Genomic DNA, 20469 nt, shown 5'->3' on the forward strand with positions numbered 1-20469 from the left:
ACTGTTATGCACTACTACAACATCAGGAGCCCTGTTTATGATTCAGCAATTCAATCAGCAACCCATTCAGCAATCAATTCAGCAACCAATTTGCGACAGCGCTTCCCAATGTTCAGGGAATGGTGCCGAATATTCCTGGCTCGGCCATGGCGTTGCTGTTTCTAAAGCATTTGTGAAATCATTGATTCCAATGGAAGACCCTTGCCTCAGTTTCAATTCCCGCAAAGCAGTGAAAGATCTTTTGCGACTGGCCACAACAACTATCGTGCCGTCGAGTTCCATCCTTTTCATGGCGAAAGATATGGCCAATGCCTGGTTCGGGAGCGGTTTGCCCGGGCCGGATGCAAAACCGGAATTACCACAGACATCAAAAGAAACCCGGGAAGAGGCTCAGGAAAAAGAACCCGGCTCGAAAGATGTATCCCTTCAACAGCCATCCACAGCCCGCTATCAAGGGAGTCAGGGAGCCAAGGGATTGCTTGCACTTGGCACGCTGGCCAGTTCTTTTCAGTATGCCAATTCGAATGACAGTGCCGGTGATTCAATTCCCATAAAGGATGCAAAAGACCTGAGAATGATTGGTCAGTCTGATGACTTTCCAATGAATGGTACATACCATCAGACGGGGGATATAGATATCTCTGGAGGCTTTAAAGCCATTGGTCGTGGCAGCATACCTACATTCACCGGTAAGTACGATGGGGGGTGCAATACCATCAAAGGCCTGAGTGACTGTCTTGTTTACGTTCTGGAAGGCAGAATCAGTAACCTTGGCTTTACCGATGGCGAGATAAATCGAAGGGCAGCTGGGATAGCAGCCTGTTACGTCGAGAAGAAAGGCATTGTCAATGATATATGGGCCAAAAATATTCATATTAAGGCCTTGTCTTTTAAAGATGATGACGTCGGCATCGGGGCGGCGGTGGTTAGAAAAGGAGGATGTGTTGCCAATATCACGGCGGTGGGTTGCTCGGTCACAAGCGAATATGACAACTCAAACGTCGGCATCGGGGGTGGGAGGGTGGACAAAGGAGGAACCGTTCACCATACCACGGCAGTGAATTGCAAGGTCAAAAGCTATGGATATAAGTCAAACGCCGGCATCGGGGGGGGGAGAGTAGCAGGAAAGGTTGAACACACCACGGCGGTGGACTGCACGGTCGAAACCACCCATATAGCCAACGCCGGCATCGGGGGGGGGGCAAGTTGATAAAGGAGGAAGCGTTTCCTATACCACGGCGGTGGACAGTGATGTCAGAGCCTGGGGTTATGATGGTCTTGCCGACATCGGGGGGGGGGGCAAGTTGATAAAGGAGGAAGCGTTTCCTATACCACGGCGGTGGACAGTAAGGTCAATGGCGCACCACAGAATTATTCCTCTATCTCTGATTATCATCTTCGTTGCCAAAATGCAGACCCACGAGTGTTAACAGCCAATTGCTCTATCAGAACTGAATTTCAGGATTCGGGTTTTACGTATAATGATGCTTGCCCGGTAAATGGCACTTCAGCGTCAACAGACGCTACAGTATCAACAGCCGCTAAAGAGTCAACACCCACTACAGCATCAACAGCCGCTACAGCATCAACACCCATAAAGATTAATGATACAGAAACCCTGAGCAAGATTGGCCGACATCCCGACTATCCACTGGACGGTACCTATCAACAGACAGCGGATATTGTTGTCACTAAAGACTATCAATCCATTGGCAATGCTACCCATCCATTCACCGGGGAGTACGATGGGCAGCGCCGTACCATCAGCGGCCTGTCTGACTGTTTAGTTGATACTCTGAAACAAGGCAACATCAGTCGCCTTGGCTTTACTGATACCCATATAAATTCAACGAAGACGACCGGAGTGGCAGCCTGTACTGCGAATGGCACAGTCAGTGATATCTGGGCCGAGAATGTGCATATTTCCACTTCGGGTGACAATGCATACGCCGGCATTGGGGCGGGCTTGGTTGGCGGTGGAGGAATGGTTACCAACACCACGGCGGTGAACAGCACGGTCGCAACCTCGGGTGAAAATGCACTCGCCGGCATCGGGGGAGGGGGCGTTTTTGGAACAGTTGCCAACACCTCGGCAGTGAACAGCAGGGTCGAAACCTCGGGTGAAAATGCACACGCCGGCATCGGGGGGGGGGAGCGTTTTTGGAACGGTTGCCAACACCACGGCAGTGAACAGCACGGTCGAAACCTCGGGTACAAATGCACTCGCCGGCATCGGGGGGGGGGATTGTTTGGGTCGAAGGAACGGTTGCCAACACCACGGCGGTGAACAGCAGGGTCGAAACCTCGGGTGAAAATGCACTCGCCGGCATCGGGGGGGGGGGATTGTTTGGGTCGAAGGAACGGTTGCCAACACCACGGCGGTGAACAGCACGGTCGAAACCTCGGGTACAAATGCAGACGCCGGCATCGGGGGTGGAGACGTTAGAGGAATGGTTGCCCACACCAAGGCGGTGAACAGCACGGTCAAAACCTCGGGTACAGCTGCAGACGCCGGCATCGGGGGGGGGGGGGACGTTTCAGGAACGGTTGCCAACACCACGGCGGTGAACAGCACGGTCGAAACCTCGGGTACCCTGGCACATGCCGGCATCGGGGGGGGGGATTGTTTGGGACGAAGGAACGGTTGCCAACACCATGGCGGTGAACAGCAGGGTCGAAACCTCGGGTGAAAATGCACACGCCGGCATCGGGGGGGGGAGCGTTTTTGGAACGGTTGCCAACACCACGGCAGTGAACAGCAAGGTCGAAACCTCGGGTGAAAATGTACACGCCGGCATCGGGGGGGGGGGGTCGTTTTTGGAACGGTTGCCAACACCACGGCAGTGAACAGCAGGGTCGAAACCTCGGGTGAAAATGCACTCGCCGGCATCGGGGGGGGGGGATTGTTTGGGTCGAAGGAACGGTTGCCAACACCACGGCGGTGAACAGCAGGGTCGAAACCTCGGGTAAAAATGCACTCGCCGGCATTGGGGGGGGGGGGGGGTTGTTTGGGACGAAGGAACGGTTGCCAACACCACGGCGGTGAACAGCACGGTCGCAACCTCTGGTACACATGCAGACGCCGGCATCGGGGGGGGGGATTGTTTGGGTCGAAGGAACGGTTGCCAACACCACGGCGGTGAACAGCAGGGTCGAAACCTCGGGTACAGATGCAGACGCCGGCATCGGGGGTGGAGACGTTAGAGGAACGGTTGCCAACACCACGGCGGTGAACAGCTATGTCAATGGCATTAAAGAGAATTCTGGATCTATCTCCAATGATCAGCTTCTTTGCCAAAAAGCAGACCTACGTGTGTTAACAGCCAATTGCTCTTCGAGAACTGAATTTCTGGATGCGCTGGATTTTCCGAACAGTAATGCTTGCCCGGAAAATGCCGCCACAGTGCCAACACCCATAAAGATTAATGATGCAAAAACCCTGGACAAGATTGGCCGACATCCCGCCTATCCACTGGACGGTACCTATCAACAGACAGCGGATATTGTTGTCACTAAAGACTATCAATCCATTGGCAGTGATACCGACCCATTCACCGGCGAGTACGATGGCGATTATCACAGGATCGACAACCTGACTGACTGTTTTGTTAAAAAGCTGCACCAAGGCACCGTTAGCAAGCTTCACTTTACCGGTGCCCATATAAACTCCGAGGGGCCCACAGGTCTGGTGGCCTGTAAAGTTAATGGCACAGTCAGGGATATCCTGGCCGAAAATGCACATATTTCAACCTTGGGCAGGAATGCACCCGCCGGCATCGGGGGGGGGGAGGTTTTCGATGACGGCACGGTTGCCAACACCACCGCAGTGAACAGCACGATCAAAACCTCTGATTGGTATTCAAACGCCGGCATCGGGGCGGGAAGGGTTGGTGTCGGAGGAACGGTTGCCGACACCACCGCAGTGAACAGCAGGGTCGAAACCTCGCAATACAGTGCCGAGGCGGGCATCGGGGCGGGACTGGTTAAAGGGACGGTTACCGACACCCTGGCGGTGAACAGCACGGTCAAGACCTTGAGTTGGGGGTCAGATGCCGGCATCGGGGCAGGACAGGTTGATATTGGCGGAAAGGTTGCCGGTACCACGGCGGTCGACAGCAGGGTCGAAACCCTGGGTGAATATGCATACGCCGGCATTGGGGGAGGACAGGTTGAAGGGATGGTTACCAACACCACGGCGGTGAACAGCAGGGTCGAAACCTCAAGCTCGGGTGTCAATGCATGCGCCGGCATCGGGGGCGGGCTGGTTAAAGGAACGGTTGCCAATACCAGGGCGGTGAACAGCACGGTCGAAACCTCGGGTGTCCTTTCAGGTGCCGCCATCGGGGGAGGGCAGGTTAAAGCGGGAGGAAGGGTTGCCAACACCACGGCGGAGAACAGCAATGTCACAACCTCGGGTAACGCTGCACACGCCGGCATCGGCGGGGGGAGGTTAATATTGGCGGCACGGTTGCTAACACCAGGGCGGTAGATAGCCATGTCAGAACCTCGGGTATCATTGGAGGATGCGCCGGCATCGGGGGCGGGCTGGTTGAAGCTAAAGCAACGGTTGCCAACACCACGGCGAGGAACAGCACGGTCAATACCTCGGGTGAGAATGCATACGTCGGCATCGGAGGGGGGATGGTTGACATTGAAGGAACGGTTGTCAACACCAAGGCGGTAGATAGCCATGTCAGTACCTCGGGTGACAAAGTTTACGCCGGCATTGGGGGTGGGGAAGTTAGAGGAACGGTTGCCAATACCAAAGCGGTGAACAGCACGGTCAAAACCCTGGGTGAATATGCATACGCGGGCATCGGGGGTGGAAACGTTGTCGCTGGAGGAATGGTTGGCAACACCACGGCGGAGAACAGCACGGTCAATACCTCGGGTGAGAATGCATACGCCGGCATCGGGGGAGGGCTGGTTAAAGCTAAAGCAACGGTTGCCAACACCACGGCGGTAGATAGCACGGTCAAAACCTCGGGTGACAATGCATACGCCGGCATCGGAGGGGGCCAGGTTTCCGATCTGGGAACGGTTGCCAACACCACGGCGGTGGATAGCACGGTGGAAACCTCGGGTGAGAGTGCATACGCCGGTATCGGGGGGGGGGGAATGTTTACTTTGGAGGAAAGGTTGGCAACACCAGGGCGGTGGGCAGCACGGTCAAAACCACAGAAGACCAGGCATACGCCGGCATCGGGGGGGGGGGTATGTTACAGGAAAGGTTGGCAACACCGCAGCGCAGGGCTGCACGGTCAAAACCGCGGGTGAGAATGCATACGCCGGCATCGGAGGGGGCAAGGTTGTCACCAGCGGATCGGTTGCCAACACCATGGCGGAGAACAGCATGGTCAACACCACGGGTAAAAATGCCTTCGCCGGCATCGGGGGGGGAGTGGTTTTCGATGGAGGAAAGGTTGCCGACACCGAGGCGGTGGGCTGCACGGTCAATACCACGGAAACGGAAGCATACGCCGCCATCGGGGTGGGATTTGTTGACTATAGAGGAGAGGTTGCCAACACCAGGGCGGTAGATAGCCATGTCAGCACCTCGGGTGAGTACGCACACGCTGGCATCGGGGGGGGGGGGAGGTTAACAATAGAGGAACGGTTGTCAACACCACGGCGGAGTACTGCACGGTCAAAACCTCGGGTAAAAATGCACGCGCCGACTTCGGGGCTGGGCAGGTTAACTATGGAGGAATAGTTGACAACCCCACGGTAGTGAACAGCACGGTCGACAGTGCCGACACCGGGGCACACCACCGCGGGCGAAGGAGTCTTGGCGTTGGAGGAATGGTTGCCGACACCGGGGTACACCACGGCATCGGGCACAAGAGTGTTGGCGATGAAGGAATGATTGCCGACATGGACGGCAGCAATGCCGCTACAGCGACAACAGCCGCTACGATGGGAATTACCACAGGTTCCCTTCTGGCAGCGGGCGGATTGGGGATTGCCGGCTATTCAACCTATCAATGGGTTACTGGTTACCAGGATGGGTTGCGTGGTAAGGAGCTGGCGATGAAACCATTTACCCGTGGTAAAGAACTGGCAAGCGCTGCGGTCAACTCGGTATCACAGGGTATTAAGGGAATCCGGGAACGAATGAACAGGCAGAGTGTTCCTGTGCAGGAACCAGCCCGTGAAATAAATGAACTCGGTACAGACTGGGACGGCTTGATAAAGTAGCTGAGATGGACAAACGTTTTAATCAGCGATCACAACCGGAATAATCCTGACTGATACCCGTTACCAAAAAAAACCGAAGCTCCTACTATTAAAGGAGCTTTTTTTTAGAAATCAGTGCCAGTTCTTGAAATTTGAATGTGTTCAAAAAGAAAAAAATCAGGGCCAGCTCTTTCTTTATGCACAAACAATGTCGTTTATAAGAAAGTTCAGAGTTTTGCAAGTAGAATCGGGGAGAATAGAATCAAGGGGGGATGGGCAGGCCTTGGGAATTGTCCTGAAATAATTTCGATGGGCTCTTTTCGAATTCCGAACTGCTGAACTATCCTTGGTGGCTATAATTAGCTATCGCCAGCACTGACCATGAATATAGGCCGAATCTCAGATCTCATCAGTAATGAAACCTGCTGGTTCTTTTCGGGTTACAGATTGCTCTGCCATGAAAATTGGCCAAAGGCCTTGATATACAATGCCTTCAGGAAACTGCTGGCTAAATATTGCCAAGCCCTGCCACAGGAGGATTCCAGCCTGATTTATGCAATCAGCAGTCTGCGATACGAAAAGAGCCATGACTGATATGGGCACACTGGAAATCAACATCCTGCGCCTGGTTGCAGCGATTGATGATCTGTTGCATTGCCAGGTTCAGGTCGTTATTGACTCTGTCGCCTATACAGAACTCAAGGCAACCTGGGCCGGTTTGTCCTGGCTGGTCCGGCAACAGCAGGATGGCGATGGCACTAAAGTCAAGGTCATGGATTTATCTCAGGCCGAGTTGCGCAATAACCTGCAATCGTCGGGTAGTCTGTCACAAACCCTGCTCTATCAGAAGGTGTACCGGGAAGGGCTATGTATGCTGGGAGGGGAGCCTTTTGGTTTGTTGATGGCAGACTATCGTTTTGAGTTTTTCAACCAGATCCCCTCTGAGCAGGCAGAGCTTGTCGGCAAACTGTCTGAGTTGGGAGAACTGTCTCTCTGTCCTGTTGTTATTGGCATGGGCAACCAGTGGCAATGTGACAACCCTGCGCTATCCAGTTGTGCATCAAGGTTGGAAAGGGTGGGTACATTTGCCGATTATGAGGGGTTCAGGGCCATCAGAGAACAGGCGTCTGCCGTTTTTCTTGCCGTTACCTGGCCTCGCTTTACTACCGGCAGTGACCGGGGGGCTGACGACAAGGTTTATCTACCTCGCACCGGGGCTGCCTGGTGTCATAGTGGTTATGCGCTACTTGCCCTGGTGGTCAGGGAGTTTGGTGAGCATGGCTGGTTTTCCGGTTTGCAGGCCTGGGGGGAGGGGGTCAGGTGCGGGGCTCTACTGCCCGATCAGCCGGGGACCATGGCTGAAGTCCGGCTGACTGAAGCGGTGGAATCGACCTTCACCAGACTGGGCATCATGCCGCTGGGTAGTGGCTGGCTTGACCATAGAACGGGTTTTTTTTCCATGTCCATGGCCGGGGTACTCCCGGGTAAGGAGTACTGCCAGTTTCTGCCGCCTTTGCTGATTGTCTGTCGCTTTGGGCATTATCTGAAAGTAAAAGCCCGTGAGCGGGTAGGCTCGACCCATCAGGTTGTGGAGTATGCCCATGACCTGCAACGGTGGCTTGACCAATACTGCAGCCCCTCAGAAATCAGGGATCTTTCCCTGCTGGCGGTTTCGCCTCTGAAATGGGCAGGGTCCCGGTTCAGGAGGTAGAAGACAAGCCGGGAGTATTTCTGGCAACGCTGGAACTGCTCCCGCACTTGCCGCCGGGATTTACCCTGGATGCATTAAGAATTCACTTGCAACTGTCAACGGAGTCTGACGATTTTCTGTCACATCACACCGCCGGATAGTGCGGAGGTAATCATGTTCGAAAAGTTTATTAATATGACCACCCCTGATGAGCATGACAGTATCCGTGGCGCTGTCGTCTACACCATAGTGACGCTGTTATCAACCCGGGCTCCTCCCGGAAACTCAATGCTGTCCGGCCGCAATGAATCCGGGCCCGGGCAAACCGGCCTTGCCGGTTTTGGCATACCGTGCTGTCAGACTCACCTGATCGATAACCTTCGCCTGCGGCAAACGCTCTGGCAGCGCATTCTTATCTTTGAACCACGCCTGGACTGGGTAACGGTGCATGTAGATTATGGACAGAATCTACTGAGCTTTTTTATCGAAGGGGCGCTGTTCGATCGTTACCAGCAGAATATTCAATTCAGGGTTAGTTACCCATGCCATCTACACATAAGTTGAGTCTGCAGAACAGGCGTTACGAACAGGAGTTACACAAACTCAGGGTTAAGCTCCGGGCGTTTGCCAGTGAACAGCCAGAGACCGCACGACAACTGGATTTGAACGAGGGTTACCCATCAGATCCGGATATATCCCGTCTTCTTGAGGGGGTTGCCTGGCTCTGTACGGATCTTCAGATTCGCCTGGACGACGGTTATGAGTCCGTTTGTCAACAGATTTACCAGCTGTTTTATTCGGATTTTCTCAAGCCGGTACCGGCACTGGGTATTCTGACCTTTGCTACTGGCACATTAAAGGAAGCAACAACCCTTGAGCAAGGGTCATTCTTTGAGCTTACGGATAAACAGGGTAAATACCAGTTTCAAACCTGCAGAAACCAGTACCTGATACCGGCCAATATAAACGGCATTGAAAGCCTTTCAGCGCCATTTCCGGAAGAGGTTATGGCGTTATTACCGGAGGTACGTTCAGCCCTGAAGATTTCCATTGCCAGCAATGATTTGTCCACTGGCCTGGGAGAATACCTTGGGCAGGGCATAGAGTTTTACGCCAACCCGAACGCTTTAAGGGCCGATGAGTTTCTCGATACCCTGGTCAGTTCATTGAAACGTATTCTGATCTGCTTTGACCAGCAGGTGATCGCCATACCCGTGGAGCGATTATCCTGGCCGATGTTTGGTGGCGATTGCCGTATATTACCAACGGATCCCGGTCTTTCCGACAGCCATCTGCTGTTGATGAATTTTTTTCAGGCACCGGAACTTTTCCGCTTTCTGCATCTCGATCTCACCGGTTATGCCGAAAAAATCCGCAGTACAACACTGGATATTCTCTGGTTACTGGATGATGAGATTGAGCACAGTACCGATAATATCGGGCTGGATCATCTGCTGCTGGGCTGTACTCCAGTGGTTAACCTGTTTGAGGGTTATACCAATCCGGTCAAAATCAACCATGAAACCCATGATACGCCGCTATCCATGGGGCCACTGCACCATCATGCACGGATACGGGAAATACTGTCAGTCACCGATATCACCGAGCCGGAACAGCCTGTTGAACTTTCAGCGTTGTTTCACTCCAGCTTTGCACAGGTCCGTTCAGACGTGAGCTGGCAGTTCAGCAGTGATCAGGACACCGACTATCTACAGTTCATAGACACAGGGCAGCATAATCATCCTGACAGGAGATTGCTGGCAGTAAAATGCCTTTGCTATGACCCGCAGGCCAGCCAGTTGCCGGTTACGGCTAAAGTCAGAGGGATCAATGTATCTTTGCCTTGCGCTATTCGTTTGTTGAATGATACTTCCGGGGTGTATGTGGATGGTTTGCTGTCTGCGGGAGCCAGCTGGGATTTGCTCTCAGCCCTGCAGCTGAATATACGCAGTTTCAGAATCCACAGGAATGAGGCCAGTAAATTACAACACTTGCTTGAATTATTTATTCAGCCGGGTTCGGGGAATTCAGGCCAAATAGTGCGGAGTATTGAGTCGCTGGAAGTGTCACATGACCTTCGGCCCACCATCATAGACAACCGCCACTTTGTCAGTCAGGGCTGCTGTTTTCATATAACCCTGAACCGTCAGGAATTAACCGCTTTTCCTGCAACGCTGTTGTTAAACCTGCTGTGCCATGTACTCAATTTCTGGCGGCCAATGGGTACCCATAGTCGTATGATAGCGCATGTAAAGTCAGGTTCTGATGCTGGCATAAAGACCCTGAATTTCCCGGTGCTGACTGATGACTGACACTATCCAAAGCACGCTATTCAAACAGTCTGAAAGATTTGAGTTTCGCCAGGTTCTCAGGATATTGCTGGCTATCGATGGGAAGCTGCCAAAAATAGTGACCTCTTTGTATGGGCATCAGTCTGATCAGGAAGTATTCGCCCTGAATGCCACCGACAACGAGACGGTTGTGATGGCAAACCTTCCCTGTCTGACCGGTCCCAAAGGCATTATGCCCCATTACTTTCAAGATGCATTGCGACAGGTTTACATTGAACAACAAAAAACCAGTCTTTTTAATTTTATTGAATTATTTAATCGTACAATTCTTGAAAAACGCTTTTCAATAGATCAATACGCTTCACTGCCGATGATGCTTGAGCGTATCCATCAACTGGGCAAATGGCCCGGGTCTTTTTTAGATATCAACGGGTTATCACAATCCACCGACAGGGTATTCACTAACCTTACTTTATTACGATTCCATTCGATTCTGAAAGTAAAGACCACTTATATTGGCGACCTGAGCAGGATGCTATCGTTCTACTTTAATCTGCCGGTTAAAGTGCGTTGGGGGAATTTGTCGCATTATACGTTAAATGAAGATCAGTGTTGGCGCCTGGGTTACAAGACCAGCAACCTTCTTGGCAGAGGATTACTGCTGGGAAGGCAGGTTATGACCAATGATATGTCATGTACCATACATGTCAGCGTAAACAGTAGAAGCCTTTGGCATAAACTGAAGACAAAGAATACAATAAACAGTTTGTACAATTACGGTTATTTGCTGATGAATTGTACGACTTTAAAATGTTACGCCGAAATACCGGGATATCTTCTTGAGGCCCCTGTGCTATCCGCAGGCAGAATACGGTTAGGGCAATATCAGGTTCTGGGTCCTCAGTCTTGCGATAAGAAAAAGGTTCAGGTGCTTTTGGCGAAAACATAATCCTGGGCGGACGCTTAAGTCCGACAGGCTCCCAGGGCATAAAATAAGTTCTGATAGCTCTCAGCCAGACCAAAAAAAGGAAGGCTGTAAGGTGATGCAAGAAAAAATATGGAAACCAGTTGATAAAAGCATTTTTATCTGAAAAATAGAATTCACCAAAATTGGGATCAAAAAAACAGGCATCCCGGGCAATCCAGGCTGCCATCGTATGCCTGCTAAACCCGGAAATCCGAATCAAGGCATAGTTTCCATAATGGCAGTTTTGTAAGTCTCGCTGCACACTCTTTTAATAAATTGTCTTATAACAATAAATGAGGAATCTTGCATAGGTTTATCACCGTCAATACATTTATTAATAATAATCACATTATATCCACTAAAAAACTTCTCAATGAGCAAGTGAGTGGATAGCTAGATTTAACGGGTTAACTCATCTTACCCGGGAATATCCGGAAATAAATTTTGTACCCGGGTTTGCTCTGTCCATTGAGCTATTGGATCACAGATCAGGGCTATCCTGTTTTTTGCCTTGCCTCTATTGTGGTTAATGATGGCCCTCCTGGCCCTGGTTTGCCTGCCTTTCTCGGATGCTTCGTATTTGGCCCTGGCTTGCTTGCCTTTCTCGGATGCTTCGTATTTGGCCCTGGCTTCCTTGCCTTTACCGGATTCTTTGTAATTGGCCCTGGCCTTTGCTCTGGCTGCTTTGCCCTTATCGGTTGCTTCGTATTTGGCCCTGGCTTTTGCACTGACTCTTTTACCCTTATCTGAAGCACGGTATTTGGCCCGGGTCTTCTTGCCTTTATCAGACATTTCGTATTTTATTCTTCTGTTGGAAAGATCATATTTGGCTTTGGCCTGTTTATTTGGCAACAGAAAAATATCTTCAGTGGTAGCCTGAGTTGAATGTGTAGTTGGTTGAGGTTTACTTATCTCAGCCTTTTCAACCGACCCGGAAATAGTAGCGGTACGAACTTGTGTGTTGTAAACATGAGTGGAAATTTCTTCAGATTGATGATGACTGCTATTAACAACTGATATGCTTTGATTGGTTGATTGCCTTAAACCTAAAAGAGACTGGATTGAAAAACGTTCATTACCGGGAATGTATGCAGGGGGGGGGAGCCTTATTTTGAAATTTACTGCCAGGTATTAAGTCAACTGATTGATTTTTATCACGACAGCTGGCAACGATTACTGCTGGTTTTTTTTCAAACCAGGGATTATAAAAAGGCACAGCTGGATACTTAAGATAGTCTTCAGCAGTTTGACCGCCACGCATAACAGATAGAATATTAGACGCCTCTGTAACATCACGGCAGAAGGCCCTGCCTATTGCTGCTGATTCAGAAAAAGTAGAATCATGAAGGTAAAGTAAATGACCACAGGCTGCATTTAATCGAGCTGACGCATAAGAAGAAGGGCTGTACATCGAACTATTGAATTATTGAACACCACCTTAAGACTATTCTTTCTCATCAAAGTTCAAGTTAGAAAATGGTAATTTTGACTGTCCCGGGTATATGGTGCCAGGGGACTGGGTTAAGAGGGAGTATGCCAATAGCGTTTTCTTTGGCACTTTCTCTGGCTCTGGCGCTCTGCAAAATCGGGCTCATTGTGGTAGCGATTCTTGTGGTACTCTCTTTCACTCTCTTGCGTAAGCGGGATTTTCTCTGAACCTCCCTTTTGCGTTCTCTTTCGCGCTGTGCGTAAGCAGGATCATTCTGGTAGCGAGTTCTTTTGCGATCCCTGTCAAGCTCTCTCAGGCGCTCTGCGTAAGCAGGATCATTCTGTAAGCGAATCCTTCTGCGCAGCTTGTTGCGCTCGTTTTTGTGCCTGGCATAGACAGGATCATTCTGATAGCGCTCCCTTTCGCGTGCATTGTTGCGCACTCTTATGCTCTCTGCGTGAGCAGGATTATTCTGTAAGCGCTCCCTTCTGAACATCCTGCTGTACTCTCTTTTGCGCGCAGCATAGGCAGGATCATTATGATAGCGCGCCCTTTCGCGCGCATTGTTGCGCAGTCTTTTGCTCTCTGCGTAAGCAGGATTATTGTGATAGCGCGCCCTTTCGCGCGTACTGGTACGCACTCTTCTGCTCTCTGCGTTAGCAGTATCGCTTTGCAATGACCTATCTAATGCAGGTGGAACGATTGTCGCTGGTGTTGCTGGCATAAAATGATTATTAACAAACGCCCAATCAGTATTGTAGGCTGGTTGATGAAGGTTATTATCAACACATAATAAGCATTGTGAGGCTGTTTGAGGTAAATCCATGTCATAAATATATGTGGGATCACTACTCTGGAGTTTTCGTCTAATGGAAAAATCAAGAACCTGATCTTTCCTGGTAAGGTTATCAATGATGACTATCGATCTTTTCTCAAACCGGGGATCATCAAACGGATTATGAAAAGGAATTGCAGGCTGCTGAAGGTGGTTTTCAGTGGTTCCGTCTTTACTCATAATATAGAGACTAGTGGCTGCTTCCTCAACGTCACGGGAAAAGGCTCGACCTGATGTGCCAGGTTCAGAAGAAGCAGCACCTTGAAAATACGAAAAGTGATCAGGAGTCGTATTTACCTGACCAGTAAAATAAAGTCTATCCATGATAGAGCCTCTGCCTGGTCAGTGTTCATACAGTTTCTTTGCTCCTTCGCACTCGTGGCTTGTTTGTGGAGCTTTAATTAATTTGTTTTTTCTAATCACTCTTTGCCTTTCCCTTTCACTTTCTGCATAAGCTGGATTATTTCTGTAGCGTTTTCTTCCTTGATTGTTATGTCGCTCCCTCATGCGCCTTGCATAGTCGGGATCTTTATAACGTTCCTTTCGCCGTTTTTTTTGGCGCTCTGCATAATCGGGATCATTCCGGTAGCGTTCCCTTTGGAGCATCCTTTTGTACTCTGCATAATCTGGATTATTCTGGTAGCGCTCCCTTTGGCGCTTTGTGTAATTGGGATTACTCTGATAGCGCTTCTTTTTACCCTTGACTATTGAACTGTTACCGTCATCCGTTGCTTCTGCCGGTCGTGTATGGTTATCCATTGACGTCTGGTTCCGGTTAAGCGGGTTGGCTGCGGTGACATTTAGTAGACTTTGTTGGCTGGGGTGTACGACAGGAGGATTAGTCAATTGATAGTCAGGATTCAAATAGCTCGATGGTATTGGCTCCTCAGTCTCAGGCTCATTCTCTGGCAAGCATAACTGATACAGAAGATGGATGTCCGGTATTGATGATAGCGGATCATTAGCGCGTGCATTATCAGAATCACAAGGTAGATATATATCAAGAACTGATTTCAGATCATCAGTAATATCAGTTCTGAAAAAGTCTGAAGGACTGACATGTGCTAGAGGTGCAATGTTATATCCATCCCAAAAGTTAGCGGAGCCGGTGTTATTGTCTTGTTTACCTGGTTGATCATGATATAGAGGCAACGGTGCAATAGATGCTTTAACAGACATACCCTGGTACGTCGACTGTTGTTCATTTGTGCCTGTCTGAAGCGGTTGATCTGATGGTCTTGCAAAAAGCCCATCAAGATCAATATCGACATCGGGTAATTGATGATAGTAATACATTGAATTATAGAATGATTGAATTATGTATTAAGACATCCTCTTTTTAGAAAGGTTCCTATGATAAATAATCTTTCAATAATTCAGTTGTTTACAAAAGATCAGATACTAGTAAGTTGACGGTTGGGTCGCATAAGCCAGTGCATCCCATTGTTCATCAATCTTTGACTCAAAAAACTGATTTAGTGCCACTGAATCAACAAGATCCTTGGTTTCCCTGAGCCTGTTTAATGAGGTGACATAGGTATATTCATTGGAACTGGTACTCCCTGCATGGTTTTGATCATAATGATCCACTAACCCATCAAAGTTGCTATTTTCCTTTGCTAACCATTGTGATAATTCTTCATCATGGGATTTGATAAACGAAAAAAATATTTCATCCTTGCATAAATTTATCAAATAATTTTTTAACAGGCTTTTGTTGTTTATTGCCTGAATAAAATCATATTGTAATCTTGCATATTGCCCCCTGATAGCATTGACAACACTACGGCCCTGTTCTGGGAAATATTGTTGAATATGATTTTCAGAAAAATCACAAATTTCTCTCGCAAACCGGTTTTTTACATACGCTCTGATTTCAGTGGATTCATTACCTCCAAGGAGGTTGTGCCTGCCCAGGACGCTGATCAGTTGTTCCTCATGAATAAGTAGTTTGGCTTTACCAAGCAATGAAAACCAGTTAATGCTGTTATCTTGATCACACACACCCTCCGTCAGTGTTGCCGCCTTGAATCTTACTTTTATCAGGTCACAAACTTCCGCAGTATGGTCCTCGCAATCTTCGGATGACATACTTTCAATTATTCCGATAATCTCGCCAATGAGCTCTGGTTTTTTCAGCAGATTATTGAGTATTTCTTTGTATACATCACCCAGGTGTAAACGCTCTGAACCGTTTGCACTTTTGACCTTATCTTCAAGGATGTGAAGTTTCTGTATTTGAACTGGGCTGAAAATATTTACCAGCCTTGCTTTGGCTTCGTTAAGCGACAGATTTATATCTGCAGGTTGATTATATGTTCTGTAATGTGCAGGATGCTCTTGATCAAGCCAGGATACTGGTGATGAAGTACCAGAACTAGAGTCAGACCTGTATCCCGATATAGAGCTGGAACTTGAGCTTGAGCTGGCATCGGGTCTGTGCCTGGACCTGGATCTTTCTGTTCTGGATGTTTCTGCCCAAGATCGGGCCCAAGATCGGGCCCTGGACCGGGCTCTGGATCGGGCTGTTCTGGAGGATGAAGAGGCAGGAAAACGTGTTAAGTCATCGCTGGAGCCTGCCACTTGGTGATTACTCTGCCCACCGATAGGTTGACTGTATAAATGTCGAGATCCGGGAATAGTCATGGCTACGACATTTTTTTGTTCAGTGGTAAGGGCCTCTTGAATGGTATTAACCAATTCAGCACCTAACTTCTTTCGGATAAACTGGCACTTTGGAAACTTCTGGGCATGTAAATCATCTGGCGTTTCATCTCTCTTCCAGTTTTGCAGACAACCACCACATGAAAAACATCGCACCAGCTCCCCATCTTTGAGTGAATAAAAACCGCTGGCAGAAATATCCTGATTAGAGACAGCAGAGGAAAAAACAGACGAACGTCTTACATTTCTCCAGTTACTATTGTTAAATGTCTGCGCCCTGTTTGTGTGATTACTCATCGCTTCGTTAAATGGTCTCTCAGGGGCTGTGTCCGTATCAGATCCACTGCTATCTTCCACATCAAAACCACTAATAGATATATCCCTGTCGGCAATAAGTGAAGCTTCCCGGGCAACAGGAATTTCCTCAATATTGTTAACTGATAATAGTAACCACTTCAGATAATCATTTGAGCGAATATCTTTAGCGATTTCCTCTACGGGCTTCCTATGGTGGACATAAATTTCACCAGCAGAGTCCCTTAGCTTTAAAAGCAGTTGATCGTAACTTAACAGCTCTGAAAAATCTTTTGCTATGTGGGTGTCACCAGTCACTACATCTGTAAATTTAAAAACCGTCTCAGCTTCGGGTGAAGGTGCATGGGGTAAATGGGTCTGAGGGGGATTATTATAACCAACACTATGGTGCCCCAGCATTGCTCTTGCGGATTCATCAACTGCTCCGGTATCCTGCTGATTTGTTGCAGAACCGGGGTTGCAGGTATAACTACCGTTGCCAATATTATTCATAACTCGACTGGATCCTTACTCATCAATTATTTTCTGAGATGAACATCTGTAATTACTGAAATTAATTATTAGATGATATTGAGTGATTTGAAAAAAATTAAATAAAAACTGATGAGTTAAACAGGATTGATTGTGTGGTTAATGGCTTTCAATCTGATTAACTGTTTCAGGTTTATAAGTTCTTTCAATATTTATTATTGCCAGTAGTGTTTTGATAAAGTCCTTCCTCTTGAGCTCATAATCATTAGCATGATGTGTTGTCGTCAGCCAGTCGTTAATTCTATGTTCAAAATCCTTACGGCAAGCATGGCAGGTCAATTTTATTTGCAGCGTTGCAGTCAGCACAGGCAGGCGATGTTCCTGAAGGTGATTGTTCTGGCCGTCAGATTGTTTGGATTGGGCTTCTTGCAGAGCGATAAACTGCCGGGCTTTATTCAGGCTCAGCAGGCAGCGCATAAACAAACCATAAATACGCTCTTCAGGGTTTTGAGGAAGATTAAACAGAATGGTTCGTGGCAGGTATTCCGATCCTTTTTGCAATTGTTCTGTCAGCAAGTCAAGGTTATTAGCGAGATATTCCAGCGTATCGTTCAGTAATCGGGTTTCTTCAGCAAACGACAGGCACCATACCGGTCTTTTGACGCCAGGAACGTGCACGGGCAATTGTACGGCCTGTTCATGGGCTGCTCTGGCGTCGATGCTGACCTGAAGTACCATGGCTTTCATCCCCAAATCACCGTCATTAAATTGAATATTGTAGGCGTGTGGCAGTTTAATCGCCCGACACCCCCGGATTGGCCAGATAATGATGTTTTTGGGGATTTCAGAATCACTGTCGGTGTTCAGTGCCAGCAGCCTGTCAAAGAGTGTTCTGGCAGAGGCTTCCTGCGTGCAGATAATGTCAATATCATTAAATGATGAGCAGAGGTTCTGTAAAAAGCGTGCGTAAGAACCGGTAATCAGCATGGGTGGATGGGTATAAGAATCGTTGATTTCCTGAATAATCTCCAGGGTTTTCAGGGTAAGCGCAGTAAACCGCGAAACCTGCTTGGGCAAAAAGCCGGTGTCACCTGTTGTTAACCGTTGTTTCAGGGTTTGACCCACAATGGCACGGTTAGCTGAGTGCTTGTGGCCATCGAACAGTAACTCATCCATTGTACGGGCGTCACAGCAGTATTGTGCGAACCAGCAGTCTAAAGCGTGGCGCAGCCTGCTTGCGGCTGGAAAGCTCTGAAGACACTCCAGGGCCTGATGCTTAGTGACCTTCCGTCCATCAATGGACTGTCCCGTGATATAACAGTATGTCAGGAAGAAGAAATACAGTCGTGAATTCTGAAATGAGCGCCGCAGCATGTTGATGGATTGTAATACCTGTTCTGCTGATACACTCTGATGATCAATTGGCAGCCCATGCTGCATGGCCATGAACTTCACTATACATTGGAGTCGATGATGCTCATCGTCTTTGACCATTACATTGTTTAAGATGTGCCAGGCCTCTTGAAGTGTACTCCGGGTTTCGCTGGTTTCATCGAATTGCTGAGTTGTCCTCAGCCTTTGAATCAGATACCTGGCTTGCTTTGCAGAATAATCTCCGGGAGCTTCATTAAACGCTGCCAATACTTCCCGGCTATCCAGATAGTGGCCATTCAATTCCCTGGCGCTCAATGTCAGCTGAGTATAAAAAATAGCTCTTTCGAGCAACCAGCCACCACGCTCATAATCCTTAACCACGCCCTCTGGTCTGACCGGCTGGCCATTCAGCAACATACCCCTGAGACAACATTGTTCTCTGAAGCGCGTCAGCTCCAGTGTGGCGTTGGCGGCCTGATAATCGTTAACCACCGCCTCCGGTGTGACCTGCTGGCCATTCAACGGCAGCCCCCTCAGGCAGCATTCCGCTTTGAAACGTCCCAGCGCAAGTGTTGCCCTGGCGGCCTGATAATCGTTAACCACGGCCTCCGGTGTGACCTGCTGACCATTTAACGGCAAACCTCTCAGACAACATTCCGCTTTGAAGCGGGCTACCCCCATTTTGCGATCCGGACTATCGAGGAAATGCTGAACCACCGCATCCGGTGTTACGTTCTGACCATCTAATGCCAGGCCCCTCAGGCAACATTGTTCCTTGAAGCGCGCTATCCCCAGTTTGCCTGCCGGACTCCCCGGGAAACACTTGACCACCATATCCGCTGTGACCTGTCGGCCATGCAACATCAGCCCCCTCAGGCAACATTCCGCTTGGAAACGTGCGGCCCCCAGTTTGCCTTCCAGACTGCCCGGAAAACACTTGACCACTGTTTCCGCTTTGATCTGTCGGCCCTTCAACATCAGACCCCTCAGGCAACATTCTGCTTTGAAATGTGCGACCCCCAGTTTGTCCTCCTGACTCTCCTGAAAGTCCTTAATCACCGCCTCCAGTGAGATTTGCTGGCCATTCAACACCAGGCCTTTCAGGCAACATTCCGCTTTGAAGCGCGTTATTCCCAGTTTGCCTTCTGGACTGTCCGGGAAATCCTTTACCACTGAATCCGGTATGACCTTCTGGCCTTTTAACAGCAGTCCCCTCAGACAACATTGTTGTTTAAAGCGAGCCAGCTCCAGTCTTGCCCTGGTGGCCTGAAAATCCTTAACGACTGAATCCGGTGAGACCTGTTGACCATGCAAAATCAAGCCCCTGAGGCAACATTCCGCTTTGAAGCGTGCCAGCTCCAGTGTCGCTTTGGCGGTCTGATAATCTTTCAGCACTGCATCCGGTGTGACCTGCTGGTCATTCAACAGCAACCCCCTCAGACAGCATTCTTCCTTGAAACGCGCCAGCTCCAGTTGTTTCCTGGCTGTCTGATACCCCTTAATCACTGAATCCGGTGTGACCTGCTGGCCATTCAACGACAGGCACTTCAGGCAACAGTCTTCCTTAAAGCGCATTAGCCCGAGTTGCCCCTCCGGACTATCCGGGAAATCCTGCACCACCTCATCCGGTGTCAGCAGCTGGCCATTCAACGCCAGGTTTCTCAGGCAACACTCTGCTTTGAAGAGCGCCAGCTCAAGAGTTGCTCCCACTGCCTGAAAATCCCTGATTACCGCTTCCGGTGTGACTTGTCGTTCATTCAAAGTAAGCCCTCTCAGGCAACATTCTTCCTTAAAGCGCGCCAGCTCCAGTGTTGCCCTGACTGCCTGATAACCCCTGATCACTTGCTCCGGTGTGACCGGCTGGCCATGCAATGGCAAAACTCTCAGGCAACATTCCGCTCTGAAGCGGGCTATTGCTACCTGGTACTTATTATGCCGATCAGGCTTCTGGCTATACTCTTGAATGACCTGATCCGGGGTAACTTTGCGATCGTTGTGTAAAATGTTCTTCAAGCAGAGCTTTTGCAGGAAGAAGCCGCTTCTTATCGTCGAACTTTCATTTCTATAGGCTTTAAGCACGTCAGCCGTGGTAATTTTATGACTTTGTAACTGTTTATTCTGCCAAAAGCTGTCTTCAATCTGTTTGCTTATATCCGGGATGGAGGCTTTACTTTGAGACGGCTGGTTTGAGACTTTTTTGCCGTTAAAGGTGCTTCCGGAGTGGTTGGGCGGCCGACGTGAACCGGCTGCCTGGTC

General features: G+C 49.3%; 18 protein-coding genes and 1 pseudogene. 12 read left to right on the top strand and 7 right to left on the bottom strand.

Translation table 11 applies throughout. The annotated features are described in order from the left end of the window. Positions 1-37: 37 nt before the first annotated feature. From O3276_RS24530 to O3276_RS24585, 12 genes are all read left to right on the top strand, one after another. Positions 38-1210: a hypothetical protein gene (locus O3276_RS24530; protein WP_269673654.1), complete on the top strand. Its 1173-nt coding sequence runs from the start codon at positions 38-40 to the stop codon at positions 1208-1210. Positions 1211-1423: 213 nt separating this feature from the next. Then, positions 1424-2287 (top strand): M26 family metallopeptidase, encoded by an 864-nt coding sequence (locus O3276_RS24535; protein WP_269673655.1) that lies wholly within the window; start codon positions 1424-1426, stop codon positions 2285-2287. A gap of 163 nt (positions 2288-2450) precedes the next feature. Further along, positions 2451-2690 (top strand): hypothetical protein, encoded by a 240-nt coding sequence (locus tag O3276_RS24540; protein WP_269673656.1) that lies wholly within the window; start codon positions 2451-2453, stop codon positions 2688-2690. Next, on the top strand, positions 2602-2847 hold the full coding sequence (locus O3276_RS24545; protein ID WP_269673657.1) for a hypothetical protein: 246 nt from the start codon (positions 2602-2604) through the stop codon (positions 2845-2847). Before O3276_RS24540 ends, O3276_RS24545 begins: the two co-directional genes overlap by 89 nt. Before the next feature lie 226 nt (positions 2848-3073). After that, positions 3074-4489, top strand: coding sequence for a hypothetical protein (locus tag O3276_RS24550; RefSeq protein WP_269673658.1), 1416 nt, complete (start codon positions 3074-3076; stop codon positions 4487-4489). A gap of 152 nt (positions 4490-4641) precedes the next feature. Further along, positions 4642-5277 (top strand): hypothetical protein, encoded by a 636-nt coding sequence (locus O3276_RS24555; protein ID WP_269673659.1) that lies wholly within the window; start codon positions 4642-4644, stop codon positions 5275-5277. A 61-nt stretch (positions 5278-5338) separates the two neighbouring features. After that, positions 5339-5713, top strand: coding sequence for a hypothetical protein (locus O3276_RS24560; RefSeq protein WP_269673660.1), 375 nt, complete (start codon positions 5339-5341; stop codon positions 5711-5713). Between the two features lie 17 nt (positions 5714-5730). Beyond that, positions 5731-6198 carry a hypothetical protein gene (locus O3276_RS24565; RefSeq protein WP_269673661.1) on the top strand — a complete coding sequence of 156 codons (468 nt, stop codon included), beginning with the start codon at positions 5731-5733 and terminating at the stop codon, positions 6196-6198. A gap of 565 nt (positions 6199-6763) precedes the next feature. Beyond that, entirely contained in the window at positions 6764-7888 is a 1125-nt protein-coding gene (locus O3276_RS24570) for a type VI secretion system contractile sheath domain-containing protein (protein ID WP_269673662.1), read from the top strand. A 153-nt stretch (positions 7889-8041) separates the two neighbouring features. Further along, entirely contained in the window at positions 8042-8431 is a 390-nt protein-coding gene (locus O3276_RS24575) for a GPW/gp25 family protein (RefSeq protein ID WP_269673663.1), read from the top strand. Then, positions 8410-10179, top strand: coding sequence for a type VI secretion system baseplate subunit TssF (locus O3276_RS24580; protein ID WP_269673664.1), 1770 nt, complete (start codon positions 8410-8412; stop codon positions 10177-10179). Before O3276_RS24575 ends, O3276_RS24580 begins: the two co-directional genes overlap by 22 nt. Continuing rightward, positions 10172-11107 carry a type VI secretion system baseplate subunit TssG gene (locus O3276_RS24585; protein ID WP_269673665.1) on the top strand — a complete coding sequence of 312 codons (936 nt, stop codon included), beginning with the start codon at positions 10172-10174 and terminating at the stop codon, positions 11105-11107. Before O3276_RS24580 ends, O3276_RS24585 begins: the two co-directional genes overlap by 8 nt. 112 nt (positions 11108-11219) lie before the next feature. On the opposite strand, the pseudogene O3276_RS26005 reads toward O3276_RS24585, so the two are convergent. The 7 genes and pseudogenes from O3276_RS26005 to O3276_RS24615 all read right to left on the bottom strand — a co-directional run. Then, positions 11220-11387: pseudogene (locus tag O3276_RS26005) on the bottom strand (YopT-type cysteine protease domain-containing protein); the annotation flags it as partial. A gap of 155 nt (positions 11388-11542) precedes the next feature. Further along, positions 11543-11917 (bottom strand): hypothetical protein, encoded by a 375-nt coding sequence (locus tag O3276_RS24590; protein WP_269673666.1) that lies wholly within the window; start codon positions 11915-11917, stop codon positions 11543-11545. A gap of 283 nt (positions 11918-12200) precedes the next feature. Then, a complete protein-coding gene (locus tag O3276_RS24595) occupies positions 12201-12536 on the bottom strand; it encodes a hypothetical protein (protein ID WP_269673667.1) in 336 nt (111 codons plus the stop codon). Between the two features lie 58 nt (positions 12537-12594). Continuing rightward, positions 12595-13713 carry a putative RNA-binding protein gene (locus O3276_RS24600; protein ID WP_269673668.1) on the bottom strand — a complete coding sequence of 373 codons (1119 nt, stop codon included), beginning with the start codon at positions 13711-13713 and terminating at the stop codon, positions 12595-12597. 18 nt (positions 13714-13731) lie between these two features. Then, complete coding sequence (locus tag O3276_RS24605; protein ID WP_269673669.1) at positions 13732-14685, bottom strand: hypothetical protein; 954 nt, start codon at positions 14683-14685, stop codon at positions 13732-13734. Between the two features lie 105 nt (positions 14686-14790). Beyond that, complete coding sequence (locus O3276_RS24610; protein WP_269673670.1) at positions 14791-16860, bottom strand: baculoviral IAP repeat-containing protein; 2070 nt, start codon at positions 16858-16860, stop codon at positions 14791-14793. A gap of 138 nt (positions 16861-16998) precedes the next feature. Then, positions 16999-20226 carry a hypothetical protein gene (locus O3276_RS24615; RefSeq protein WP_269673671.1) on the bottom strand — a complete coding sequence of 1076 codons (3228 nt, stop codon included), beginning with the start codon at positions 20224-20226 and terminating at the stop codon, positions 16999-17001. Positions 20227-20469 lie beyond the last annotated feature (243 nt).

The sequence above is a fragment of the Endozoicomonas sp. GU-1 genome (assembly GCF_027366395.1).
In the GTDB taxonomy this organism is placed as follows: domain Bacteria; phylum Pseudomonadota; class Gammaproteobacteria; order Pseudomonadales; family Endozoicomonadaceae; genus Endozoicomonas.